This window comes from Streptosporangium sp. NPDC023615 (assembly GCF_040640155.1).
Lineage (GTDB): Bacteria > Actinomycetota > Actinomycetes > Streptosporangiales > Streptosporangiaceae > Streptosporangium.
The window spans coordinates 105816-124336 of the sequence record NZ_JBFABE010000012.1; the positions used below are offsets into that span (position 1 = coordinate 105816).

The following is an 18521-nucleotide window of genomic DNA, read 5'->3' on the forward strand; positions in this document are numbered from 1 at the left end:
TCACAAGCACCGAGGCTAGTGGATCCCGGCGAAGAGGTCGTCCTCGCGGTCGTACGGCTCGCCGAGCCCTCCCGTCTCGATCGGCGCCCCCCGGCCGGGAGGGCCCGGCACGCCGGAGGCGAGGACGAAGTGCTCGACCCCGAGCACCTCCTGGCCGATGTCGTTGGACAGGGCGTACCAGGGCGGGGCCACGCTGATCTGGGTGGCGTGCGCCCGCATCGCGTCGATCTTACGGCCGAGGTGGGCGCGGGCGTCGATCTCGGTGGTCACGTCCTCGTCCGCGCAGCCGAACGGCAGGTCCTCGACCGGTTCGACCAGGAAGGGCGTGCCGCTCCCGCGCAGCGCCTCCGCGCTCCTGCGCAGGACCGACCTGGGGACGGCGGTGTGGTAGAACTTCGCGACCCGCCACGGCCCTCCCCCGGCCGCGCCCGCGCCCTCCCCGGTCACCGCGCCCTCCCCGGACGCCGGGAACTCCCCGGACGCCGGGAACTCCCCGGACGCCGTGAACTCCCCGGACGCCGGGAACTCCCCGGACGCCGGGCCGGGGCCGGCTCCCGGGCCGAACGCCGGGTCCGCCGCCAGCTCGACGGCCCGCCGGGCGACGCGGTGGGCCTGGATGTGGTCGGGGTGGCCGTAGAAGCCGTTCTCGTCGTAGGTGACCAGGACCTGCGGCCGGACCTCGCGGATGATCCTGGCCAGCTCGCCCGCGGCCTCGTCCGGGTCGGCCCGCCAGAAGGCGTTCTCCCGGTCGTTGGTGGCGGCGCCCATCATGCCGGAGTCGCGCCAGCGGCCGGCCCCGCCCAGGAACCGGTGGTCGGTGACGCCCAGCGCCGCGCAGGCCGCGGCGAGCTCCCCCACGCGGTACGCGCCCAGGGTGTCGTCCCGGTCGGCGGCCAGGTGGGCCAGCTCCTCGCCGATGACCTCCCCCTCCTCGCCGAGGGTGCAGGTCACCAGCGTGACGCGCGCCCCCTCCGCGGCGTACTTCGCCATGGTCGCCCCGGTGCCGATCGTCTCGTCGTCCGGGTGGGCGTGCACGAGCATCAGGCGCCGATCCGTCAGCCGCTCCGTCATGGGTCGAGGGTACCGACGTCGATATCGATGGACATATCGGGATCGGTTTCGTCCGTCGCCGCCGGAGAACGAGGCGGGCGGGACGGAGCTGGCAAGATGGCCGTATGAGTGAGACCTTCCCTCGCCTGCACGCCAGGACCCGCCGCTTCACCCTCGGGGCGCCCCGGGGGTTCACGATCGCCCCGGGCGGCGACCGCGTCGTCTTCCTGCGGACCCGGGGCGGTTCCGACCCCGTGACCTGCCTGTGGGAGTACGACGTGCTCAGCGGCTCCGAGCGGCTCGTCGTCGACCCGCGCGCCCTGGCCGCGGACGACGAGGACCTGCCCCCCGAGGAGCGGGCGCGCCGCGAGCGCAGCAGGGAGCAGGCCGGCGGCATCGTCGGGTACGGCACCGACGCCGCGGTGACCGTGGCGGCGTTCGCGCTCTCCGGCGGCCTCTACGTGGTCGACCTCGCGAGCGCGCGCGTACGCCACCTGGAGACCGGCGGGGCGGTGATCGACCCCCGCGTCTCCCCCGCCGGCTCCCACGTCGCCTACGTCACCGGCGGCGCCCTGCACGTCCGGGACCTGCGGGACGGGAGCGACCACGCGCTGGCCCGGCCCGAGACGCCGGAGGTCACCTACGGCCTGGCCGAGTTCGTCGCCGCCGAGGAGCTGGACCGGATGCGGGGGTACTGGTGGTCGCCGTCCGGCGACGCCCTGCTGGTCGAGCGGGCCGACGACGCGCCGGTCCAGCGGTGGTACATCGCCGACCCGGCCAACCCGGACCGCCCGGCCGTCGAGCAGCGCTACCCCTCCGCCGGGACCCCCAACGCCACGGTCGAGCTGTTCGTGCTGCCCCTGACCGGCGGGCGCGTCCCCGTCCCCTTCGACGACGAGTACCTGGTCAACGCCGCCTGGGACGCCCACGGCCTGTCGGTCGTCACCATGACCCGCGACCAGCGGACGATCCGGCTGCTCGACGTCGACCCGGCCACCGGCGCCTCCACCGTGGTGCGCGAGGACACCGACCCCGCCTGGGTCGACGTGGTCACCGGCGTCCCGGGCCACCTGTCCGACGGCCGCCTGGTCTGGGCCGCGGTCTCCGAGGGCGGGTACCGGCTGATCGTCGGCGACGAGCCGGTCACGCCGCCCAGCCTGCAGGTCCGCGAGATCCTCGGCATCGACGGCGAGACCGTGCTCTTCCGGGCGAGCGGCGAGCCCACCGAGATCGCCGTGTGGGCGTACCGGAACGGCCGGATCACGCTCGTCAGCCCGGCCGAGAGCGGCGTCTACAGCGGCCGGACCGCGGGAGGCACCCTGGTGCTCACCGGGCAGACCCTGACCGGCGAGGGCTCGGTCACCCGCGTCCTGCACAACGGCACGCCCCGCGGCCACATCGTCTCGCACGCCGACCGCCCCGGCCTGGACCTGCGGGTCTCCCTGATCAGGACGGGCGAGCGCGAGCTGTCCACCGCCGTGCTCCTGCCGTCGGGCCACGTGCCCGGCTCGGCCAGGCTGCCGGTGCTGATGGACCCCTACGGCGGGCCGCACGCCCAGCGCGTGCTGGCCGCCTCCGGGGTGTACCTGACCAGCCAGTGGTTCGCCGACCAGGGGTTCGCGGTGGTCGTGGCGGACGGGCGCGGCACCCCGGGCCGCGGGCCGGAGTTCGAGCGGGCCGTCCTGCACGACCTGGCCGGCCCGGTCCTGGAGGACCAGATCGACGCCCTGCACGGCGCCGCCGAGCGGTTCCCCGACGACCTCGACCTTTCCCGGGTCGGCATCCGGGGCTGGTCCTTCGGCGGCTACCTGGCCGCGCTGGCCGTGCTCCGCCGCCCCGACGTGTTCCACGCGGCCGTCGCGGGCGCCCCGGTCACCGACTGGTCGCTGTACGACACCTGCTACACCGAGCGCTACCTGGGCCTGCCCGAGGAGGGGCACTACGACTCCTCGTCGCTGTTCGGCGACGCCGCGAAGCTGGACCGCCCGCTGCTGCTGATCCACGGCCTGGCCGACGACAACGTGGTCGCCGCGCACACCCTGCGGCTCTCCTCGGCCCTGCTGGCGGCCGGCCGCCCGCACACCGTGCTGCCGCTGTCGGGCGTCACGCACATGACCCCCCAGGAGGTCGTGGCGGAGAACCTGCTGCTGCTCCAGGTCGACTTCCTGAAGAGGTCCCTGTCGTGAGGTCTCCCCGGGAGGGCCCCGTCCGGGGCCCTCCCGGGGAGGTCACCGCCCGGACGTCCCCGCCCGCCGGACGTCCTCCGCCCGTTCGCGGGCGTGGCCGGCCGGCGTCAGTGGTTCTGACCGGGAGGGTAGGGGAGGGTGTGGCCCTGCCGGGGGTCGTACGGCTGCGGTGCGGCGTACCCCTGCCGGGGGTCGTGGCCCTGCGGGAGGTAGGGCTGCGGAACCGGAAGCTGCGGAGCCGGGGGTTGCTGGGCCGGGGGCCGCGGGACGGCCGGCGGAAGGTACGTCTTCTTGCGCTCGGCGGCTCCGCAGGCGGCTCCGGCGACCATCAGCCCGATGCTCCCGAGCGCGAAGACGTGTGCCCGTTGCATGTTCGCGGGTTCGTCGTCGTCGAACGTCCACATCAAGGCGAAGATCAGCATCAGGGAACCGAAGGTGAGATAGAGGATGCGGCCTATACCCATGGGGCGAGAGTGTAGCTTCCGGCGCTAGAGGGCCTTCGGCCCCGCGGCGGCCCTGAGTTCTGCGGCGTCGCCCTGACCGGACGTGCCGTGCCAGCTCCCCCACAACGCCGCGTACGAGCCTCCCGCCGCCACCAGCTCCTCGTGGGAGCCCAGCTCGCTGATCCGGCCGTCCTCCACCACCGCGACCCGGTCGGCGTCGTGGGCGGTGTAGAGGCGGTGGGCGATGGCGATCACCGTTCGGCCCTCCAGCACGGCGGCCAGCGAGCGTTCCAGGTGGCGGGCGGCGCGGGGGTCGATCAGCGAGGTGGCCTCGTCCAGGACGAGGGTGTGGGGGTCGGCCAGCACCAGCCGGGCCAGGGCGAGCTGCTGGGCCCGGGCGGGCGGGACGGGCTCGCCGCCGGAGCCGACGACCGTGTCGAGCCCCTCGGGCAGGGTCTCGACCCACTCCCAGGCGTCGACCGCCTCCAGGGCCTCGCGGACCCGCGTGTCGCCGGCCCCGGGGCGGGCGATCAGCACGTTGTCGCGGACGGAGCCCCGGAAGATGTGGTGTTCCTGGGTGACCAGGGCGACGTGGCCGCGCAGGTCCTCCAGGGGGAGCTCGACCAGGGGGACGTCGCCGACCGTGACCGAGCCGGTGCGGGGACCGTGGATGCCCGCGAGCAGGCGGCCCAGCGTGGACTTGCCCGCCCCGGACGGGCCGACCATGGCCAGCCGCTCCCCCGGCTCGACCGTCAGGTCGATGCCGTGCAGCACGTCGTGCCCCTCGCGGTAGGCGTAGCGGACGCCGTCGGCCTCCAGCCTGCTGCCCTCGGGTTCGGCGGAGCCGGGCTCGCGGTCGTCGGGCACCTCGGAGACGCCCAGCAGGCGGGCCATGGAGGCGCCGCCCACCTGGAGCTCGTCGATCCACATGAGCAGCCGGTCGAGCGGGTCGATGAGCTGCTGGACGTAGAGGGTGGCCGTGGTGACCTGGTCCAGCGCGGCCCAGTCGTTGACGTAGAACACGCCGCCGATGACGAGCGTCGCCACGACCGGGATCACGTAGCCGAGCTCGATCGAGGGGAACCAGACCGTGCGCAGCCCCATGGTGTAGCGCTCGGCCGCCCAGGAGCGGGCGATGTCGGTGTCGGTGCGCCGGTGCCGGCGCTCCTGCAGGCCCAGCGCCTCCACGGCGCGCGCGCCGCCGACGGTCTCGGCCAGCCCGTCGGTCATGTCGGCGTACGTGGCGCTCTCGCGCAGGTACCCGTCCCTGGCGCGCTTGAGGTACCAGCGGGTCGAGATCCACAGCAGGGGGACGGCCAGCAGCGAGGGCAGCAGGAGCAGCGGCCCGACCACCACCAGGGCGCCGATGGTGATCACGCAGGTGACCAGCGCGATCAGCGTCTCGGGGACGGCGTGCCGCACGGTGCGCGAGAGCGCGTCGACGTCGCGGGAGGTCCGCGAGATCAGGTCGCCGGACCCGGCGCGCTCGACCGTGGAGAGCGGCAGGCCGAGCACCCGGCCGACGAACTCCTCGCGCAGCTCGGCGAGGACCTTCTCACCCAGCCGGGAGGAGGCGTACACCGCGAACCTGACCAGCACGGCCTGGGCGACGAGGAAGGCGCCGATGCCCAGCGACACCGCGGTGACGTCGACGCCGGTGCCTTCGTGGAGCCCCCGCACGAGGCCGCCCAGCAGCCACGGCACCGCCAGCCCGGCGACCGCCGCCAGGCCGTGCAGGACCAGCGCGACGGCCAGCTCGCGGGGGTACTTCAGGGCGAGCCTGCGGGCGTACGCGCGCACCTGCGCCCGGTCGGCGACGGGCAGGATCTGTCTGCTCACGATGTCTCTCCCCGGGTGACGACGGCGGTGTATCCGGGGTGGGCCGCCAGCAGCTCCCGGTGGGTCCCCTGGGCGCGCACGACGCCGCCCTCGACGTAGACGACGTGGTCGGCGCGGTCCAGCACCAGCGGGCTGGTCGTGCAGACCAGCGTGGTCCTGCCGGCGCGCGCCTTGGCGAGCCGGTCGGCGATGCGCGCCTCGCTGTGGGCGTCGACCGCGCTGGTGGGTTCGATCAGGACGAGCACCTCGGGGTCGAGGACGAGCGCCCTGGCGAGCCTGAGCCGCTGCTGCTGGCCTCCGGAGAACTCCCGGCCCGCCTCGGCGACGTGCCCGTCGAGGCCGTCGGGCAGCGCCTCGACGATGTCGGTGGCGCACGCCGCCCACAGGGCATGGGAGAGCTCGTCGGCGGAGGCCGTCCCGGTGACGTCCAGCTCGTCCCTGAGCACGCCGGCGAAGAGGCGGGCGTCGTTGTCGGCGACCAGGATCCGGCGCCGCACCTCCGAGACCGGCAGGCTGTCGAGCGAGACGTCGCCGAAGTCGACGTCGCCGTCGCCGTAGCGGCCGAGGCGGTCGGCGATGGCCGTGGCCTCCTCGGGGGCGGCCGCGGCCAGGGCGGTGAGCATGCCGGGGCGGACCGCGACCCCGGAGGTCACGTCGCGCAGCAGGCCGCCCTCGGAACGGCCGGTGCCGCCCTCGACCTCGGGCCGCAGGGAGAGGATGCGCACCACCCGGCGGGCGGCGACGTGGCCCTTGGTGAGCTTGTCGGCGGCCTCGGTGAGGGTCCGCATGGGGCCGATGAGGAACGCGGCGTAGCCGTAGAAGGCGACGAGCTGGCCGACGCTGATCTCGCCGCGCAACGCGAAGGACGCGCCCAGCCAGGTCACCCCGGCGATCAGCAGGCCGGGCAGCAGGACCTGCGCCCCCTCCAGCACCGACTCCACCGCGGCCACCCGCACGCCGGCGTGGCGCACCCGCTGGGACTCGGCGGCGTAGCGGTCGGCGAAGACCCTCTCGCCGCCGATGCCGCGCAGCACCCGCAGGCCGGCGACGATGTCGGCGGCGCGGGTGGACAGGTCGCCCTGCAGGTCGCGGTGGGCGTTCTGGCGGCGGTGCAGCGGCCGCAGCAGGGGGCCGACCGCGGCGGCCATGAGCGGCAGGCCGAGCAGGACCGCCAGGCCGAGCGTCGGCGAGGTGCGGATCAGGATCACGGTCACCGCGGCGATGGCGACGAGCGCCCCGACGGCGCGGAGCAGGATGTCGATCGCGTTGCCGATGTGGGCGATGTCGGAGTTGCCGACGCTGACCACCTCGCCGGTGGACATCCGCTTGGGCAGGGTCGCGCCCAGCCGGGTCGCCTGCCTCGCGGTGACCTGGACGGTCCGGTAGGCGGCGGCCAGCCAGTTGTAGACCGCCATCCGGTGGCGCAGGATGCCGGTGACGGCCTGCGCGACGCCCAGCGCGAGCAGCACCCCGCCCCAGGTGAGCAGGCCGGGCACGTCCTCGTGCCGGAGGGCGTCGATGCCGTTTCCCATGGCGGCCGGGACGAGCGCCATGGTGAGCCACCACAGGGTGGCGTAGAAGGTGCCGAGGAGCAACGGCCCCCTCTGCGTGCGGACCACCCACCGCAGGTAGTCGGCCGGGCTGCGGGCGTCGGGAACGCCGGGATCGGCGACGGGTAGGGAGCGCATAGCCCTGTCAGCCTGACAAAGCCCTCCCTCGTCAGGCAAACCATTTACTGACAGCGGGACCACGTCAATTCTGGTTGACATACGGGCTGCGTCAACCTAAATTGACGGCATGAGCGATACGGCACAGCTGGCCTCCGACGCCGGCAGCCGCGATCCGGCCGTGGGTCTGAGGGCCGTGCGGGCGCTGCGGACGCTGGTCGACCGGCTGGAGGCACTCCAGGTGGAGAACGCGCGGGACCAGGGCTGGTCCTGGCAGGAGATCGCCCACTGCCTGGAGGTCACCAGGCAGGCGGTCCACAAGAAGTACGCGGGCGGCCGAGGGCTGCTGAGAAGGGAGAGGTGACGATGTTCGAGAGATTCCATCGCGAGGCCCGCCAGGCGGTGATCCTCGCCCAGGAGAACGCGCGCCGGCTGCGGCACGAGGTGATCGGCACCGAGCACCTCCTGCTCGGCCTGCTGAACCAGCCGGGCTGCCTGTCGGCCAGGGTGCTGGGCCGCCACGGCCTCGACCACGACCGGGCCTTCCGGTCCGTCGCCCACCTGTCCCAGCGCCGGCCGGCCGCGGCCCTGGACGCCGAGGCGCTGGAGACGATCGGCATCGACCTGGCGGCCATCAGGGAGAAGGTCGAGGCCGCCTTCGGTCCCGGCGCCCTGGACCGCGAGCCCGCCGACCGGCGGAGCCGGTGGTTCGGCGGGTCCCACGTCCCCTTCAGCCCCCGGGCCAAGAAGACCCTGGAGCTGTCGCTGCGCGAGGCGCTGAACCTCAAGCACAACTACATCGGCGACGGCCACATCCTGCTCGGCCTCCTGCGCGAGAGCGGGGGCCTGGCCGCCCGCGTCCTGAAGGACGCGGGCGTGGACGCGGCGAGCCTGCGGCGGGAGGTCGTCACCGAGCTGGGCTGACGCCCCGCTCCCCACGGGCCGCCGGTCCTTCGCCGGGCCGTCCCCGCTACCTGGAGGCCCGCAGGTAGTCGTGGTTCATCTGGGCGATGGTGTCCAGCGGGATGCCCTTGGGGCAGACCGCGGTGCACTCCCCGGTGTTGGTGCAGCCGCCGAAGCCCTCGGCGTCCATCTGCTCGACCATGGCCCTGGCGCGGGAGTCGCGCTCGGGCTGTCCCTGCGGCAGCAGGCTCAGATGGGTGATCTTCGCCGCGGTGAACAGCGAGGCCGAGCCGTTCGGGCAGGCGGCGACGCACGCGCCGCAGGCGATGCAGGTGGCCGCGTCGAACGCCGCGTCGGCGTCCTCCTTCTTGACCGGGACGCTGTGAGCGTCCGGGGCCGATCCGGCCGGGACGGAGACGAAGCCGCCCGCCTGGATGATCCGGTCGAACGCCGAGCGGTCCACGACCAGGTCCTTCACCACCGGGAAGGGCGCGGCGCGCCACGGCTCGACGGTGATGACGGCCTCGTCCTCGAAGTGGCGCATGTGCAGCTGGCAGGTGGTGGTGGCCACCTGCTCGCCGTGCGCGACGCCGTTGATGACCATGCCGCACATGCCGCAGATGCCCTCGCGGCAGTCGTGGTCGAAGGCGACCGGGTCGTCGCCCTCCAGGATGAGCCGCTCGTTGAGGACGTCGAGCATCTCCAGGAAGGACATGTCCGGGGACACGTCCTGGACCCGGTAGGTGACCATACGCCCGGCGTCGTCGGGGTTCTTCTGCCGCCAGACCTTCAGGGTGAGGTTCACTTGTAGCTCCGCTGGCTCATCGTCACGTACTCGTAGTCGAGGTCTTCCCTGTGCAGGACCGGGCCGTTCTCGGAGTGCTCCCAGGCGGCGACGTAGGCGAAGTTCTCGTCGTCGCGCAGGGCCTCGCCGTCGGCGTCCTGCGACTCGGCGCGGAAGTGGCCGCCGCACGACTCGGTGCGGTGCAGCGCGTCGACGCACATCAGCTCGGCCAGGTCGAAGAAGTCGGCCACCCGGCCGGCCCGCTCCAGCGCCTGGTTGAGCTCGCCGGCCTCGCCGGAGACCTTGACGTTGCGCCAGAACTCCTCGCGCAGCTCGGGGATGCGCTCCAGCGCCTTGCGCAGCGACTCCTCGGTGCGCTCCATGCCGCAGTAGTCCCACATGAGCTTGCCGAGCTCGCGGTGGTAGGAGTCGGCGGTACGGTCTCCGTCGTTGGTCAGCAGGGCGTCGATCCGGCGGCGGACCCCGATCTCGGCCTCGGCCACGGCCTCCTCGTCGACCTCCCCGTACGGGCCGTTCGCCAGGTAGTCGCCGATCGTGGTCGGCAGCACGAAGTAGCCGTCGGCCAGGCCCTGCATCAGCGCGGACGCGCCGAGGCGGTTGGCGCCGTGGTCGGAGAAGTTGGCCTCGCCGATCACGAACAGGCCCGGGATCGTGGACTGCAGGTCGTAGTCCACCCACAGGCCGCCCATCGTGTAGTGGACGGCCGGGTAGATGCGCATCGGCTGGGTGTAGGGGTCCTCGCCGGTGATGCGCTCGTACATCTCGAAGAGGTTGCCGTACTTCTTCTCCACCGCGTCGCGGCCCAGGCGGGTGATCGAGTCGGCGAAGTCGAGGTAGACGCCCAGGCCGCCGGGGCCGACGCCGCGCCCCTCGTCGCAGACGTTCTTGGCGGCGCGGGAGGCGATGTCGCGCGGGACCAGGTTGCCGAACGCCGGGTAGATGCGCTCCAGGTAGTAGTCGCGCTCGGCCTCGGGGATCTCCGCGGGCGGGCGGGCGTCGCCCCGCTCCAGCGGCACCCACACCCGGCCGTCGTTGCGCAGCGACTCCGACATCAGGGTCAGCTTCGACTGGTACTCGCCGCTGACCGGGATGCAGGTCGGGTGGATCTGGGTGTAGCAGGGGTTGGCGAACATCGCGCCGCGCCGGTGCGCCCGCCAGATCGCCGTGGTGTTGCAGCCCTTGGCGTTGGTGGACAGGAAGAACACGTTCCCGTAGCCGCCGGTGGCCAGCACGACCGCGTCGGCCAGGTGCCGCTGGATCTCGCCGGTGACCATGTCGCGGACGATGACGCCGCGCGCCCGGCCGTCGGAGACGATCAGGTCGAGCATCTCGTGACGGGTGTGCATGGTCACGGTGCCGGCCGCGATCTGCCGCTCCAGCGCCTGGTAGGCGCCGAGCAGGAGCTGCTGGCCGGTCTGGCCCCGGGCGTAGAAGGTCCGCGAGACCTGCGCGCCGCCGAAGGAGCGGGTGTCGAGCAGGCCGCCGTACTCGCGGGCGAACGGCACGCCCTGGGCCACGGCCTGGTCGATGATGTTCACGCTGACCTGGGCCAGCCGGTAGACGTTGGACTCGCGGGCGCGGAAGTCGCCGCCCTTGACCGTGTCGTAGAACAGCCGGTAGATCGAGTCGCCGTCGCCGCGGTAGTTCTTGGCCGCGTTGATGCCGCCCTGCGCCGCGATCGAGTGCGCGCGGCGGGGGGAGTCCTGGTAGCAGAACGAGGTGACGTTGTAGCCGAGCTCGCCGAGCGTCGCCGCGGCCGAGCCGCCCGCCAGGCCGGTGCCGACCACGATGACGTTCAGCTTGCGCTTGTTGGCCGGGTTGACGAGCTTGGCGCCGAACTTGCGCTTCTCCCAGCGGTCCTCGATCGGGCCGTCCGGCGCCTTGGTGTCGCGGATCGGCTCGCCCACGGTGTATCTCCCGACGGGTCCGTTCACTTGATCACTCCGATCACGACGGCGGCCGGGACCGCCAGGAAACCGACGACCAGCAGCAGCGACAGGCCGGAGGCCGAGGCCCTCAGGGCGCGGTAGCTGCGGCGGCTGGCCAGGCCGAGCGTCTGGAAGGCGCTCCACAGGCCGTGGCGCAGGTGCAGGCCGACCATGACGACCGCGAGCGCGTAGAACAGGGTCACCCACCAGCGCGACGGGGCGAAGCCCTCCACCAGGCGCTCGTAGGGGGTGGAGGCCGGCCCGGCGGGGTTGGCCGTGCCGAACGTCAGGTCCAGCAGGTGGTAGACCAGGAACAGCACGATGATCACACCGCCGTAGCGCATGGTGTGGACCGCGTAGCCGTTCGAGCGGGACCTGCGCCTGACCGCGTACCTGACCGGGCGGGCCTTGCGCGCCCGGCGGGCCAGGGAGACCGCCGACCACATGTGCAGCGCCACCGCGACGACCAGGCCCACCTCGACGACGGTCAGCAGGACGCGGTGCGGCAGCAGCGGCTCGCCCATGGTCCGCAGGAAGTCCGCGTAGCCGTTGAAGGAGTCGGCGCCGAGGAAGCTCTTGAGGTTCCCGGCCATGTGCCCGACGAGGAAGAGCACCATCACGGCACCCGTGACGGCCATCACGACCTTCTTGCCGTTGGTGGAGGCGAGGAAGCCGCCCTTGCGCCCGGGCCGGGCGGGCTTCGCGCTCTTCTTCCCGTTCTTCCCGGTGCCCGCGGGGGGGTTCACCGGCGCGGTGGCGGATCCGCGCTCAATAGTGGCAGTCACACCGTGACGGTAGGCAGGAGGGTTTACCCCCGTCCAAGTCATCGTGGATGTGGTTTCCATAGCCTGTGGCTATTGACTCTGCTTTCCCGCCTCTGCGGGTTCGCGGCGTTCTGCCTGGTGCGAGCAATCTCACATCCTCCCCGGCCCGTCCGGCCGCCCCGGATCCGCCCCCGGCATCCCGGTGCGCTATACGCCCCACCGCCCCACCGCCGCGGACCCCGCCGCCGCGGGCCCCGGCGCCCGATGCGCGGGGAGCCGGGCCTCCGGGAGGTCCACCCCCTACGCTAGGGAAACGTGCAGCTCCAGCAACTGGCCTACTTCGTGGCCGTCGCCGAGACCCGGCACTTCACCCAGGCCGCCGAGCGGATGCGCGTCGCCCAGCCCTCGCTGAGCAAGCAGGTCAAGGCGCTCGAGGCCGAGCTCGGCGCGCCGCTGTTCAGCCGCGCCCGGGGGAACGTCACGCTGACCCCGGCGGGCGAGGCGCTGCTGCCGCTGGCCCGCCGGATGCTGGCCGACGCCGAGACCGCCAGGAGCGAGGTGGGCGAGCTGGCCGGGCTGCGCCGGGGCCGGGTCCGGCTCGGCGCCACACCCTCCCTGTGCGCCGGGCTGCTCGCCGACGTGCTGGCCAGGTTCCACCGGGCCTATCCCGGCATCGAGCTTTTCGTGGAGGAGGGCGGCTCCCGCGACCTGGTCCGCACGCTCGCCCGGGGCCAGCTCGACCTGGCGCTGATCATCATGCCGCTGCACAGCGACGACCCCGCCCTGGTCACCGAGGAGATCCTGAGCGAGAACCTGGTCGTCGCCTCCCCCTCCGCCGGGCACGCCCGCAGGCCGTACGCGCGCATCGAGGAACTGCGGCGCCGCCCGATGGTGATGTTCCGGCGCGGGTACGACCTGCGCGAGGCCACGCTGAGCGCCTGCCGGCAGGCCGGGTTCGAGCCCAGGTTCGCGGTGGAGGGGGGCGAGATGGACGCGGTGCTCCGCTTCGTGGAGGCCGGGCTCGGGGTCGCGCTGGTGCCCTCGATGGTCCTGGACGGACGGCCGGGGCTGACCGGGACGCCGCTGGCGCCCCCGGGACTGCGCCGGACGGTCGCCATCGCGCACCGCAAGGACGTCGAGCCCACCCGCGCGGCCCAGGCGTTCCGGGCGACCCTGCTCCTCTTCCTCACCGACGCCGCCCGCGACGGCAGCCTCCCCGAGGGCCTGGACCTGATCACCGAGACATGACCCCGTACACCGACCAAGATCAGGACATTGGGACAGGCGCACGCCTAGAGTGAGCCGCGAGCACGGCCGGGACACGCACCGCCGAGCGCGAGAAGGGAAGAGGAGGGTGACGTGTAATCGCACATCTGAAGATCTCCGGCGTACGCGGCTTCTCCGGCGCCCGCGAGGTGAACCTCGCCTTCGCCCGTCCCGACCGGACGTACGCGGGCTGGACCGTCCTCGCCGGCCGTAACGGGGCGGGGAAGACGACGCTGCTCCAGGCCATCGGCCTGGCGATGAGCGGGTCCTGGCTGATGCCCGGTGCCGACGTGGAGGCATGGGCCGACCCGCCTTCCGGCGATCAGCCCCGCACGGTGAGCGTCACGGTTGTCCCCGACGAGCACCTCGACGACGCCGGTCTCTTCACCGGTCTTCAGAGCTCGGTCACGATGACCACCCACTGGCACCCCGACCACGGGGTCAGACGGGAGACCGACGACGGGCTCTCCGGCCCGCCGATCGGCGGGCACGGCGGCCGCGGCGGCCGCGGCTGGCTGTGCGTCGGCTACGGCCCGTTCCGCCGCCTGTCCGGAGGATCCCCGATCAGACGGGGCCACGATCGGCGAGGGCGTCACGACGGTGGGATGAGCACGCTGTTCGACGAGGACGCCGCCCTGACCGAGGGAGTCGACTGGCTCATCGAGCAGCACCTTCTCCAGCTTGAGAAGAAGCCGGGAGCCGGGTCCCTCCTGGAGAACGTGCTCACCCTTCTCTCCGACGGACTTCTTCCCGACGACCACCGGATACGCCGGGTCGACTCCGACGGCCTGTGGGTCGACAGGCGTGGCGAGGAGGTCCCGCTGCGCAGGATGAGTGACGGCTACCGAGCCGTCACGGCCCTCGTGCTCGACATCGTGCGGCAGATGTACCTGGCCTACGGAGGTCTCGGGCTCGGCCAGGTGAACCGGGCCCCCGCTCTCACGTACCCGGGAGTCGTGCTGATCGACGAGATGGACGCGCACCTTCACGTGAGCTGGCAGCAGAAGATCGGCGAGTGGCTGAAGGCCCACTTCCCCAGGATCCAGTTCATCGTCACCACGCACAGCCCCTACGTCTGCCAGAGCGCGAGCCCGGGTGGTCTCATCCGCCTGCCGGGACCGGACGAGGAGGACTCCGCACGCGTCGTGGACGAGGACCTCTACCGCCGCATCGTCTACGGCAGCGGCGACGACGCCGTCGTGACGGAGTTGTTCGGCGTCGACTCCGCGTACTCCCCCCGCTCGGACGAGCTCCGCGAGGATCTGGGCGATCTCGAGGTCAAGGTCCTCGACGGGGATGCCACACCCGCGGAGATCGAGGAGTACGAACGGATCAGCCGGACGCCGGCGAGTTCGCCCGCCACCCGGGTGCGGGAGGTATCCCAGCCCCTCGGGCCCGATTCGTGATCCCGCTGACCCGCACGTCTCTCTCCCCGAGGCTCGCCGACCGGCTCCGGGCGCACAGCGATCACCTCCGTGCGCGCTCGGCGGACGGAGCCGCGGCCCGTGGCCGGTGGAAGGGCGCCTCCGCGGACCGGGCAGCCCTGCGCGAGGCGTTACGGCCCATGGCGCCGGGGATGGAGCGCTGCATGTACTGCGGGGACAGCCTCGGCACGGCGATCGACCATTTCGAACCGATCACGCTGGCCCCCCTCCGGGCCTTCGACTGGCTCAACCACTTCCTCGCCTGCGACCACTGCGACAGCAACGCCAAGCGCGCCGACTACCCGTGCGACCCGGTGAGCGGTGAGCGCCTGCTCATCGACCCGTCCGTCGAAGATCCCTACGATCATCTCCGGCTCATCCTGCGTACCGGCCGTTACCGGGCGAGGACCCCCAAGGGGGAGGCGACCATCATCACCTTCCGCCTGAACCGCTGGCAGCTGGAGCGGGCACGCAGGGACGCCTTCGAGCGGTGCGAGGACATGCTCCGTGGCTACGCGCGGCTTCTGGCCGGCGGTGAGCATCAGCGGGCGTCCGGGCGAGCGGGCGCTCTTCTGCGGCAACCACACGCCGACGTGCTGTACGCGATGGTGCGGACCCTGGACTCCCCGGGGGTATCGGCGGTTCTCGACGACGACATCATCGAGATCCTTCGCACCCGCTTCACCGTCTTCGGTTCACGGCGGGAGACAAGTCACCGCACCCAGGCATCCTCAGTACCGGAACGATCCCACTATTCTACGTAGCGTCGAAGGTTCTCCCGATCTCACGAAGAGGCGTCAGTGACCGCCCCCGCCAACGAAACGCTCACGCTTCTTCTCATCGAGGACGACGCGGGCGACGCCTTCCTCGTGGAGGAGTTGCTCGGCGAGGCGGAGCAGCCCCCCAAGATCATCTGGGTGCGGAGCATGGCCGAGAGCCGGGAGCGGCTGACCGAGGACGTGCAGTGCGTGCTCGTCGACCTGTCGCTGCCCGACGCGTCCGGCCTGGAGGCGCTGGAGCAGGTGCTGTCGATGGCACCGCACGCCGCCGTGCTCGTGCTGACCGGCCTGAACGACACCCACGTCGGCGTGGAGGCCGTGGCCGCCGGCGCCCAGGACTTCCTGGTCAAGCAGGACGTGGAGGCCCGCCTGCTGGCCCGGGCCATCCGCTACTCGATAGAGCGCAAGCGCGCCGACCTGGCCCAGCGCAGGCTGGTCGAGGTGGAGCTGCTCACCAAGGAGAACTCCCGCCTGGAGCGCGGCCTGCTCCCCGTCCCGCTGCTGACCTCGGACGGGCTGGACCACCAGGCCCGCTACCTGCCCGGCCGCAGGCGCGCCCTGCTCGCCGGTGACTTCTGGGACACCGTGCAGAGCCCCGACGGCGCCGTCCACGTGGTGGTCGGCGACGTGTGCGGGCACGGCCCCGACGAGGCCGCCCTGGGGGTCGCCCTCAGGATCGCCTGGCGGACCCTGGTGCTGGCCGGGCACACCGGCAACGAACTGCTGGGCACGCTGGAGTCGGTGCTCCGCCTGGAGCGCAAGTCCGCTGAGATCTTCACCACCCTGTGCATCGTCACGATCGACCCCGCGCTCGACCACGCGCGGATGCACGTGGTGGGTCACCCGCCGCCGCTGCTGATCCGCGACGGGGTCATCGGCGTGGTGCCGGGCACCCCCTCGGGTCCGCCGCTGGGCATCTTCCAGGGCATCGAGTGGTCGGCGATCGACGTCCCGCTCGGCGAGGACTGGTCGCTGCTGCTCTACACCGACGGCCTGATCGAGGCCACCGTGGGCGGCGGTCCCGACCTGTTGGGCACCGAGGGCCTGCTCAGGCTCGTCCAGGAGGAGGGCGGCATCGATCTCGACCGCCTCATCGAACGGGTCATCGAGCTGAACCGCGACGCGCTCAGCGACGACCTGGCGACCGTGCTCATCTCCCGGAGCGCGCACCGGTGACCGCCTCCTCCCCGGCCGGCCCCCTCCCCGAGGACGCCCCGGCGACGGGCCCCTCCAGGGCCGACACCAGCCCCCGCCCGCTCTCGGTGCCCGCCTCCGGGCCCGGTTCCCCCGGAGGTGCCCGGCGGCTGCCGGTGAGGCGCTGGTTCCTGCTCGCCGGGGTCGGCATCGCGCTGGTCTTCATGATCTCGGCCGCCGTCACGCTCAACGCGATCGAGGAGACCCGCCAGGCCAGGGAGAGCCTGATCGACGTCGTCGACCCGGCGGCGCTGCGCACCCTGGAGGCCACCAACGCGCTGACCTCCCAGGAGAGCGCGGTGCGGGCGTACGGGAGGACCAACGACGAGACCTCCCTGGCGGCCTACCGCGAGGCCGTCCTCGCCGAGAAGGTCGCGCTGGACGCGCTCGCCGCACTGGTCCCCCGGATACCGGAGCGCGAGACGGTCGGCGCGGAGGTGGACCGCCTCAGGGCGGCAGGGCAGGAGTGGCGGCGCGACTACGCCGAGAGGGTCATCGCCGCAGTGCCCACGCTGAAGACCGACGCCGCCCGCGAGAACGCCGCCATCAACGCCACCCGGTTCAACGAGGTCCGCGGCTCCCTGTCGGTCCTGCAGGACCACCTGAACCGGTTGCACGAGAGCGGCACCGCCCGGTTCGACGCCGGCTGGCAGGCGCTCTACATCGCGCTCGTCGGGGTCGCGGTGGCGCTGCTGGTCGCCGGGATCGCCGCGGTGCTCATCGTGCGCCACGCGGTGCTGCGCCCGCTGGCCGAGCTGACCGACCAGGTCCGTGCGGTCTCCCAGGGCGACTTCGACCACCGGCTCGCGGTGGAGCGCCCGGCCGAGCTGGCCGAGCTCTCCGGCCACGTCGACGCGATGCGCCGCCGCATCCTGTCGGAGTGGCGGCGTGCCTCCGACACGCAGCGGAAGCTGGAGGACCAGGCCACCGAGCTCAGGCGCTCCAACGCCGAGCTGGAGCAGTTCGCCTACGTGGCCAGCCACGACCTCCAGGAGCCGCTGCGCAAGGTGGCCAGCTTCACCCGGATGCTGGAACAGCGCTACGGCGACCAGCTCGACGAGCGCGCCAAGCAGTACATCTCCTTCTCGGTCGACGGCGCCAAGCGCATGCAACTGCTGATCAACGACCTGCTCGACTTCTCCCGGGTCGGCAGGGCAGGCGAGCGCGTCACGATCGACTCCACGGTGCCGTTCAAGGCCGCGCTGCACAACCTGGGCGCGCCGATCGAGGACGCCGGGGCGACGGTGACCCACGACGAGCTGCCCGAGGTGCACGGCAACCGGGTCCAGCTCACCCAGCTCTTCCAGAACCTCATCGGCAACGCGATCAAGTTCCGCGGGCAGGCCCCGCCGGAGATCCACATCGGGGTGCGCCGCGACGGGGACATGTGGGAGTTCTCCTGTGCCGACAACGGCATCGGCATCGACAGTAAATACACTGACCGCATCTTCCTGATTTTCCAGCGCCTGCACGGCCGGGACGCCTACGCCGGAACCGGCATCGGGCTGGCGCTCTGCAAGAAGATCGTCGAGTATCACGGCGGCCGCATCTGGCTGGACACCGACGAGCCCGACCGGCCCGGCACGACCTTCCGCTGGACCCTTCCCACTGGAGACACCAATGAATGACCTGCGCTGGATCGACGTCCTCCTGGTCGAGGACGACCCGGGTGACGTCCTGCTGACGCGGGAGGCGTTCGAGCTCAACAAGGTCCGCAACAAGCTGCACGTGGTCAACGACGGCGAGCAGGCCATGGCCTTCCTGCGCAAGGAGGAGGGCTACGAGGACGCGCCCCGGCCCGACCTGATCCTGCTGGACCTCAACCTGCCCCGCAAGGACGGGCGGGAGGTGCTCCAGGACATAAAGGCCGACGAGCGGCTCCGCGGGATCCCCGTGGTCGTGCTGACCACGTCGGAGTCGGAGGAGGATATCCTGCGCAGCTACAACCTGCACGCCAACGCCTACGTCTCCAAGCCGGTGGACTTCGACCAGTTCATCAGCGTCGTGCGGCGGATCGACGACTTCTTCGTCACGGTCGTCAAGCTGCCCAGTTCCAACCAGCACTACTGAGGCCCCGCCCGGCGCGCGGCGGCCGTCCCCACGGCCCCCCGAGACCTCATCGTGATCATCCACCCCTTGAGAAGCCGCAGGCGGGGCGCCTTGGCTGCCAACGTGACAGGAATCACACCGGGTCAGTGAAATTGTGAGTGACCCCTCTCACACAAGCCCCGGGCTCCGTCGTAACGTATCCCCCACCAATATGCGCGCGCACG

Annotated in this window: 15 protein-coding genes and 1 pseudogene; 9 read left to right on the forward strand and 7 right to left on the reverse strand. The window is 72.3% G+C overall.

Annotated elements, in window-relative coordinates:
* Positions 1-552: 552 nt before the first annotated feature.
* Positions 553-1059, reverse strand: a pseudogene (gene mshB / locus AB0G16_RS12505) (N-acetyl-1-D-myo-inositol-2-amino-2-deoxy-alpha-D-glucopyranoside deacetylase); the annotation flags it as partial.
* Between the two features lie 116 nt (positions 1060-1175).
* On the opposite strand from mshB, the gene AB0G16_RS12510 reads away from it, so the two are divergent.
* Entirely contained in the window at positions 1176-3236 is a 2061-nt protein-coding gene (locus AB0G16_RS12510) for a DPP IV N-terminal domain-containing protein (protein WP_362803004.1), read from the forward strand.
* A gap of 107 nt (positions 3237-3343) precedes the next feature.
* On the opposite strand, the gene AB0G16_RS12515 is transcribed toward AB0G16_RS12510, so the two are convergent.
* The 3 genes from AB0G16_RS12515 to AB0G16_RS12525 are packed head-to-tail and all read right to left on the reverse strand — an operon-like array spanning position 3344 to position 7206.
* Complete coding sequence (locus tag AB0G16_RS12515) at positions 3344-3700, reverse strand: hypothetical protein (protein ID WP_362803007.1); 357 nt, start codon at positions 3698-3700, stop codon at positions 3344-3346.
* A gap of 24 nt (positions 3701-3724) precedes the next feature.
* Entirely contained in the window at positions 3725-5518 is a 1794-nt protein-coding gene (locus tag AB0G16_RS12520; protein WP_362803009.1) for an ABC transporter ATP-binding protein, read from the reverse strand.
* Complete coding sequence (locus AB0G16_RS12525) at positions 5515-7206, reverse strand: ABC transporter ATP-binding protein (RefSeq protein WP_362803012.1); 1692 nt, start codon at positions 7204-7206, stop codon at positions 5515-5517. Before AB0G16_RS12525 ends, AB0G16_RS12520 begins: the two co-directional genes overlap by 4 nt.
* Before the next feature lie 109 nt (positions 7207-7315).
* Here AB0G16_RS12525 and AB0G16_RS12530 point away from each other — a divergent pair, with 109 nt between their 5' ends.
* Positions 7316-7549 (forward strand): RNA polymerase subunit sigma-70, encoded by a 234-nt coding sequence (locus tag AB0G16_RS12530; RefSeq protein ID WP_362685234.1) that lies wholly within the window; start codon positions 7316-7318, stop codon positions 7547-7549.
* Positions 7550-7551: 2 nt separating this feature from the next.
* Positions 7552-8109 carry a Clp protease N-terminal domain-containing protein gene (locus tag AB0G16_RS12535; protein WP_362803015.1) on the forward strand — a complete coding sequence of 186 codons (558 nt, stop codon included), beginning with the start codon at positions 7552-7554 and terminating at the stop codon, positions 8107-8109.
* A 46-nt stretch (positions 8110-8155) separates the two neighbouring features.
* Here AB0G16_RS12535 and AB0G16_RS12540 read toward each other — a convergent pair whose 3' ends face one another.
* The 3 genes from AB0G16_RS12540 to AB0G16_RS12550 are packed head-to-tail and all read right to left on the reverse strand — an operon-like array spanning position 8156 to position 11606.
* On the reverse strand, positions 8156-8893 hold the full coding sequence (locus tag AB0G16_RS12540) for a succinate dehydrogenase/fumarate reductase iron-sulfur subunit (RefSeq protein ID WP_362803018.1): 738 nt from the start codon (positions 8891-8893) through the stop codon (positions 8156-8158).
* The gene (locus AB0G16_RS12545; RefSeq protein WP_362803020.1) at positions 8890-10800 is read right to left on the reverse strand and encodes a fumarate reductase/succinate dehydrogenase flavoprotein subunit; all 1911 of its coding nucleotides are present in this window, start codon (positions 10798-10800) and stop codon (positions 8890-8892) included. Before AB0G16_RS12545 ends, AB0G16_RS12540 begins: the two co-directional genes overlap by 4 nt.
* 23 nt (positions 10801-10823) lie before the next feature.
* Positions 10824-11606, reverse strand: coding sequence for a succinate dehydrogenase cytochrome b subunit (locus AB0G16_RS12550; RefSeq protein WP_362803023.1), 783 nt, complete (start codon positions 11604-11606; stop codon positions 10824-10826).
* 294 nt (positions 11607-11900) lie between these two features.
* Here AB0G16_RS12550 and AB0G16_RS12555 point away from each other — a divergent pair, with 294 nt between their 5' ends.
* The 6 genes from AB0G16_RS12555 to AB0G16_RS12580 all read left to right on the forward strand — a co-directional run bounded on the left by AB0G16_RS12555 (position 11901) and on the right by AB0G16_RS12580 (position 18318).
* Positions 11901-12833, forward strand: coding sequence for a LysR substrate-binding domain-containing protein (locus tag AB0G16_RS12555; RefSeq protein WP_362803026.1), 933 nt, complete (start codon positions 11901-11903; stop codon positions 12831-12833).
* Positions 12834-12964: 131 nt separating this feature from the next.
* On the forward strand, positions 12965-14257 hold the full coding sequence (locus tag AB0G16_RS12560) for an AAA family ATPase (RefSeq protein ID WP_362803166.1): 1293 nt from the start codon (positions 12965-12967) through the stop codon (positions 14255-14257).
* 170 nt (positions 14258-14427) lie between these two features.
* Positions 14428-15039 carry an HNH endonuclease gene (locus tag AB0G16_RS12565; protein ID WP_362803029.1) on the forward strand — a complete coding sequence of 204 codons (612 nt, stop codon included), beginning with the start codon at positions 14428-14430 and terminating at the stop codon, positions 15037-15039.
* Positions 15040-15075: 36 nt separating this feature from the next.
* On the forward strand, positions 15076-16230 hold the full coding sequence (locus AB0G16_RS12570; RefSeq protein ID WP_362803032.1) for a SpoIIE family protein phosphatase: 1155 nt from the start codon (positions 15076-15078) through the stop codon (positions 16228-16230).
* Positions 16227-17876, forward strand: a complete 1650-nt coding sequence (locus AB0G16_RS12575) for an ATP-binding protein (protein WP_362803035.1) — start codon at positions 16227-16229, stop codon at positions 17874-17876. Before AB0G16_RS12570 ends, AB0G16_RS12575 begins: the two co-directional genes overlap by 4 nt.
* The gene (locus tag AB0G16_RS12580) at positions 17869-18318 is read left to right on the forward strand and encodes a response regulator (RefSeq protein WP_344902498.1); all 450 of its coding nucleotides are present in this window, start codon (positions 17869-17871) and stop codon (positions 18316-18318) included. Before AB0G16_RS12575 ends, AB0G16_RS12580 begins: the two co-directional genes overlap by 8 nt.
* Positions 18319-18521: the final 203 nt, after the last annotated feature.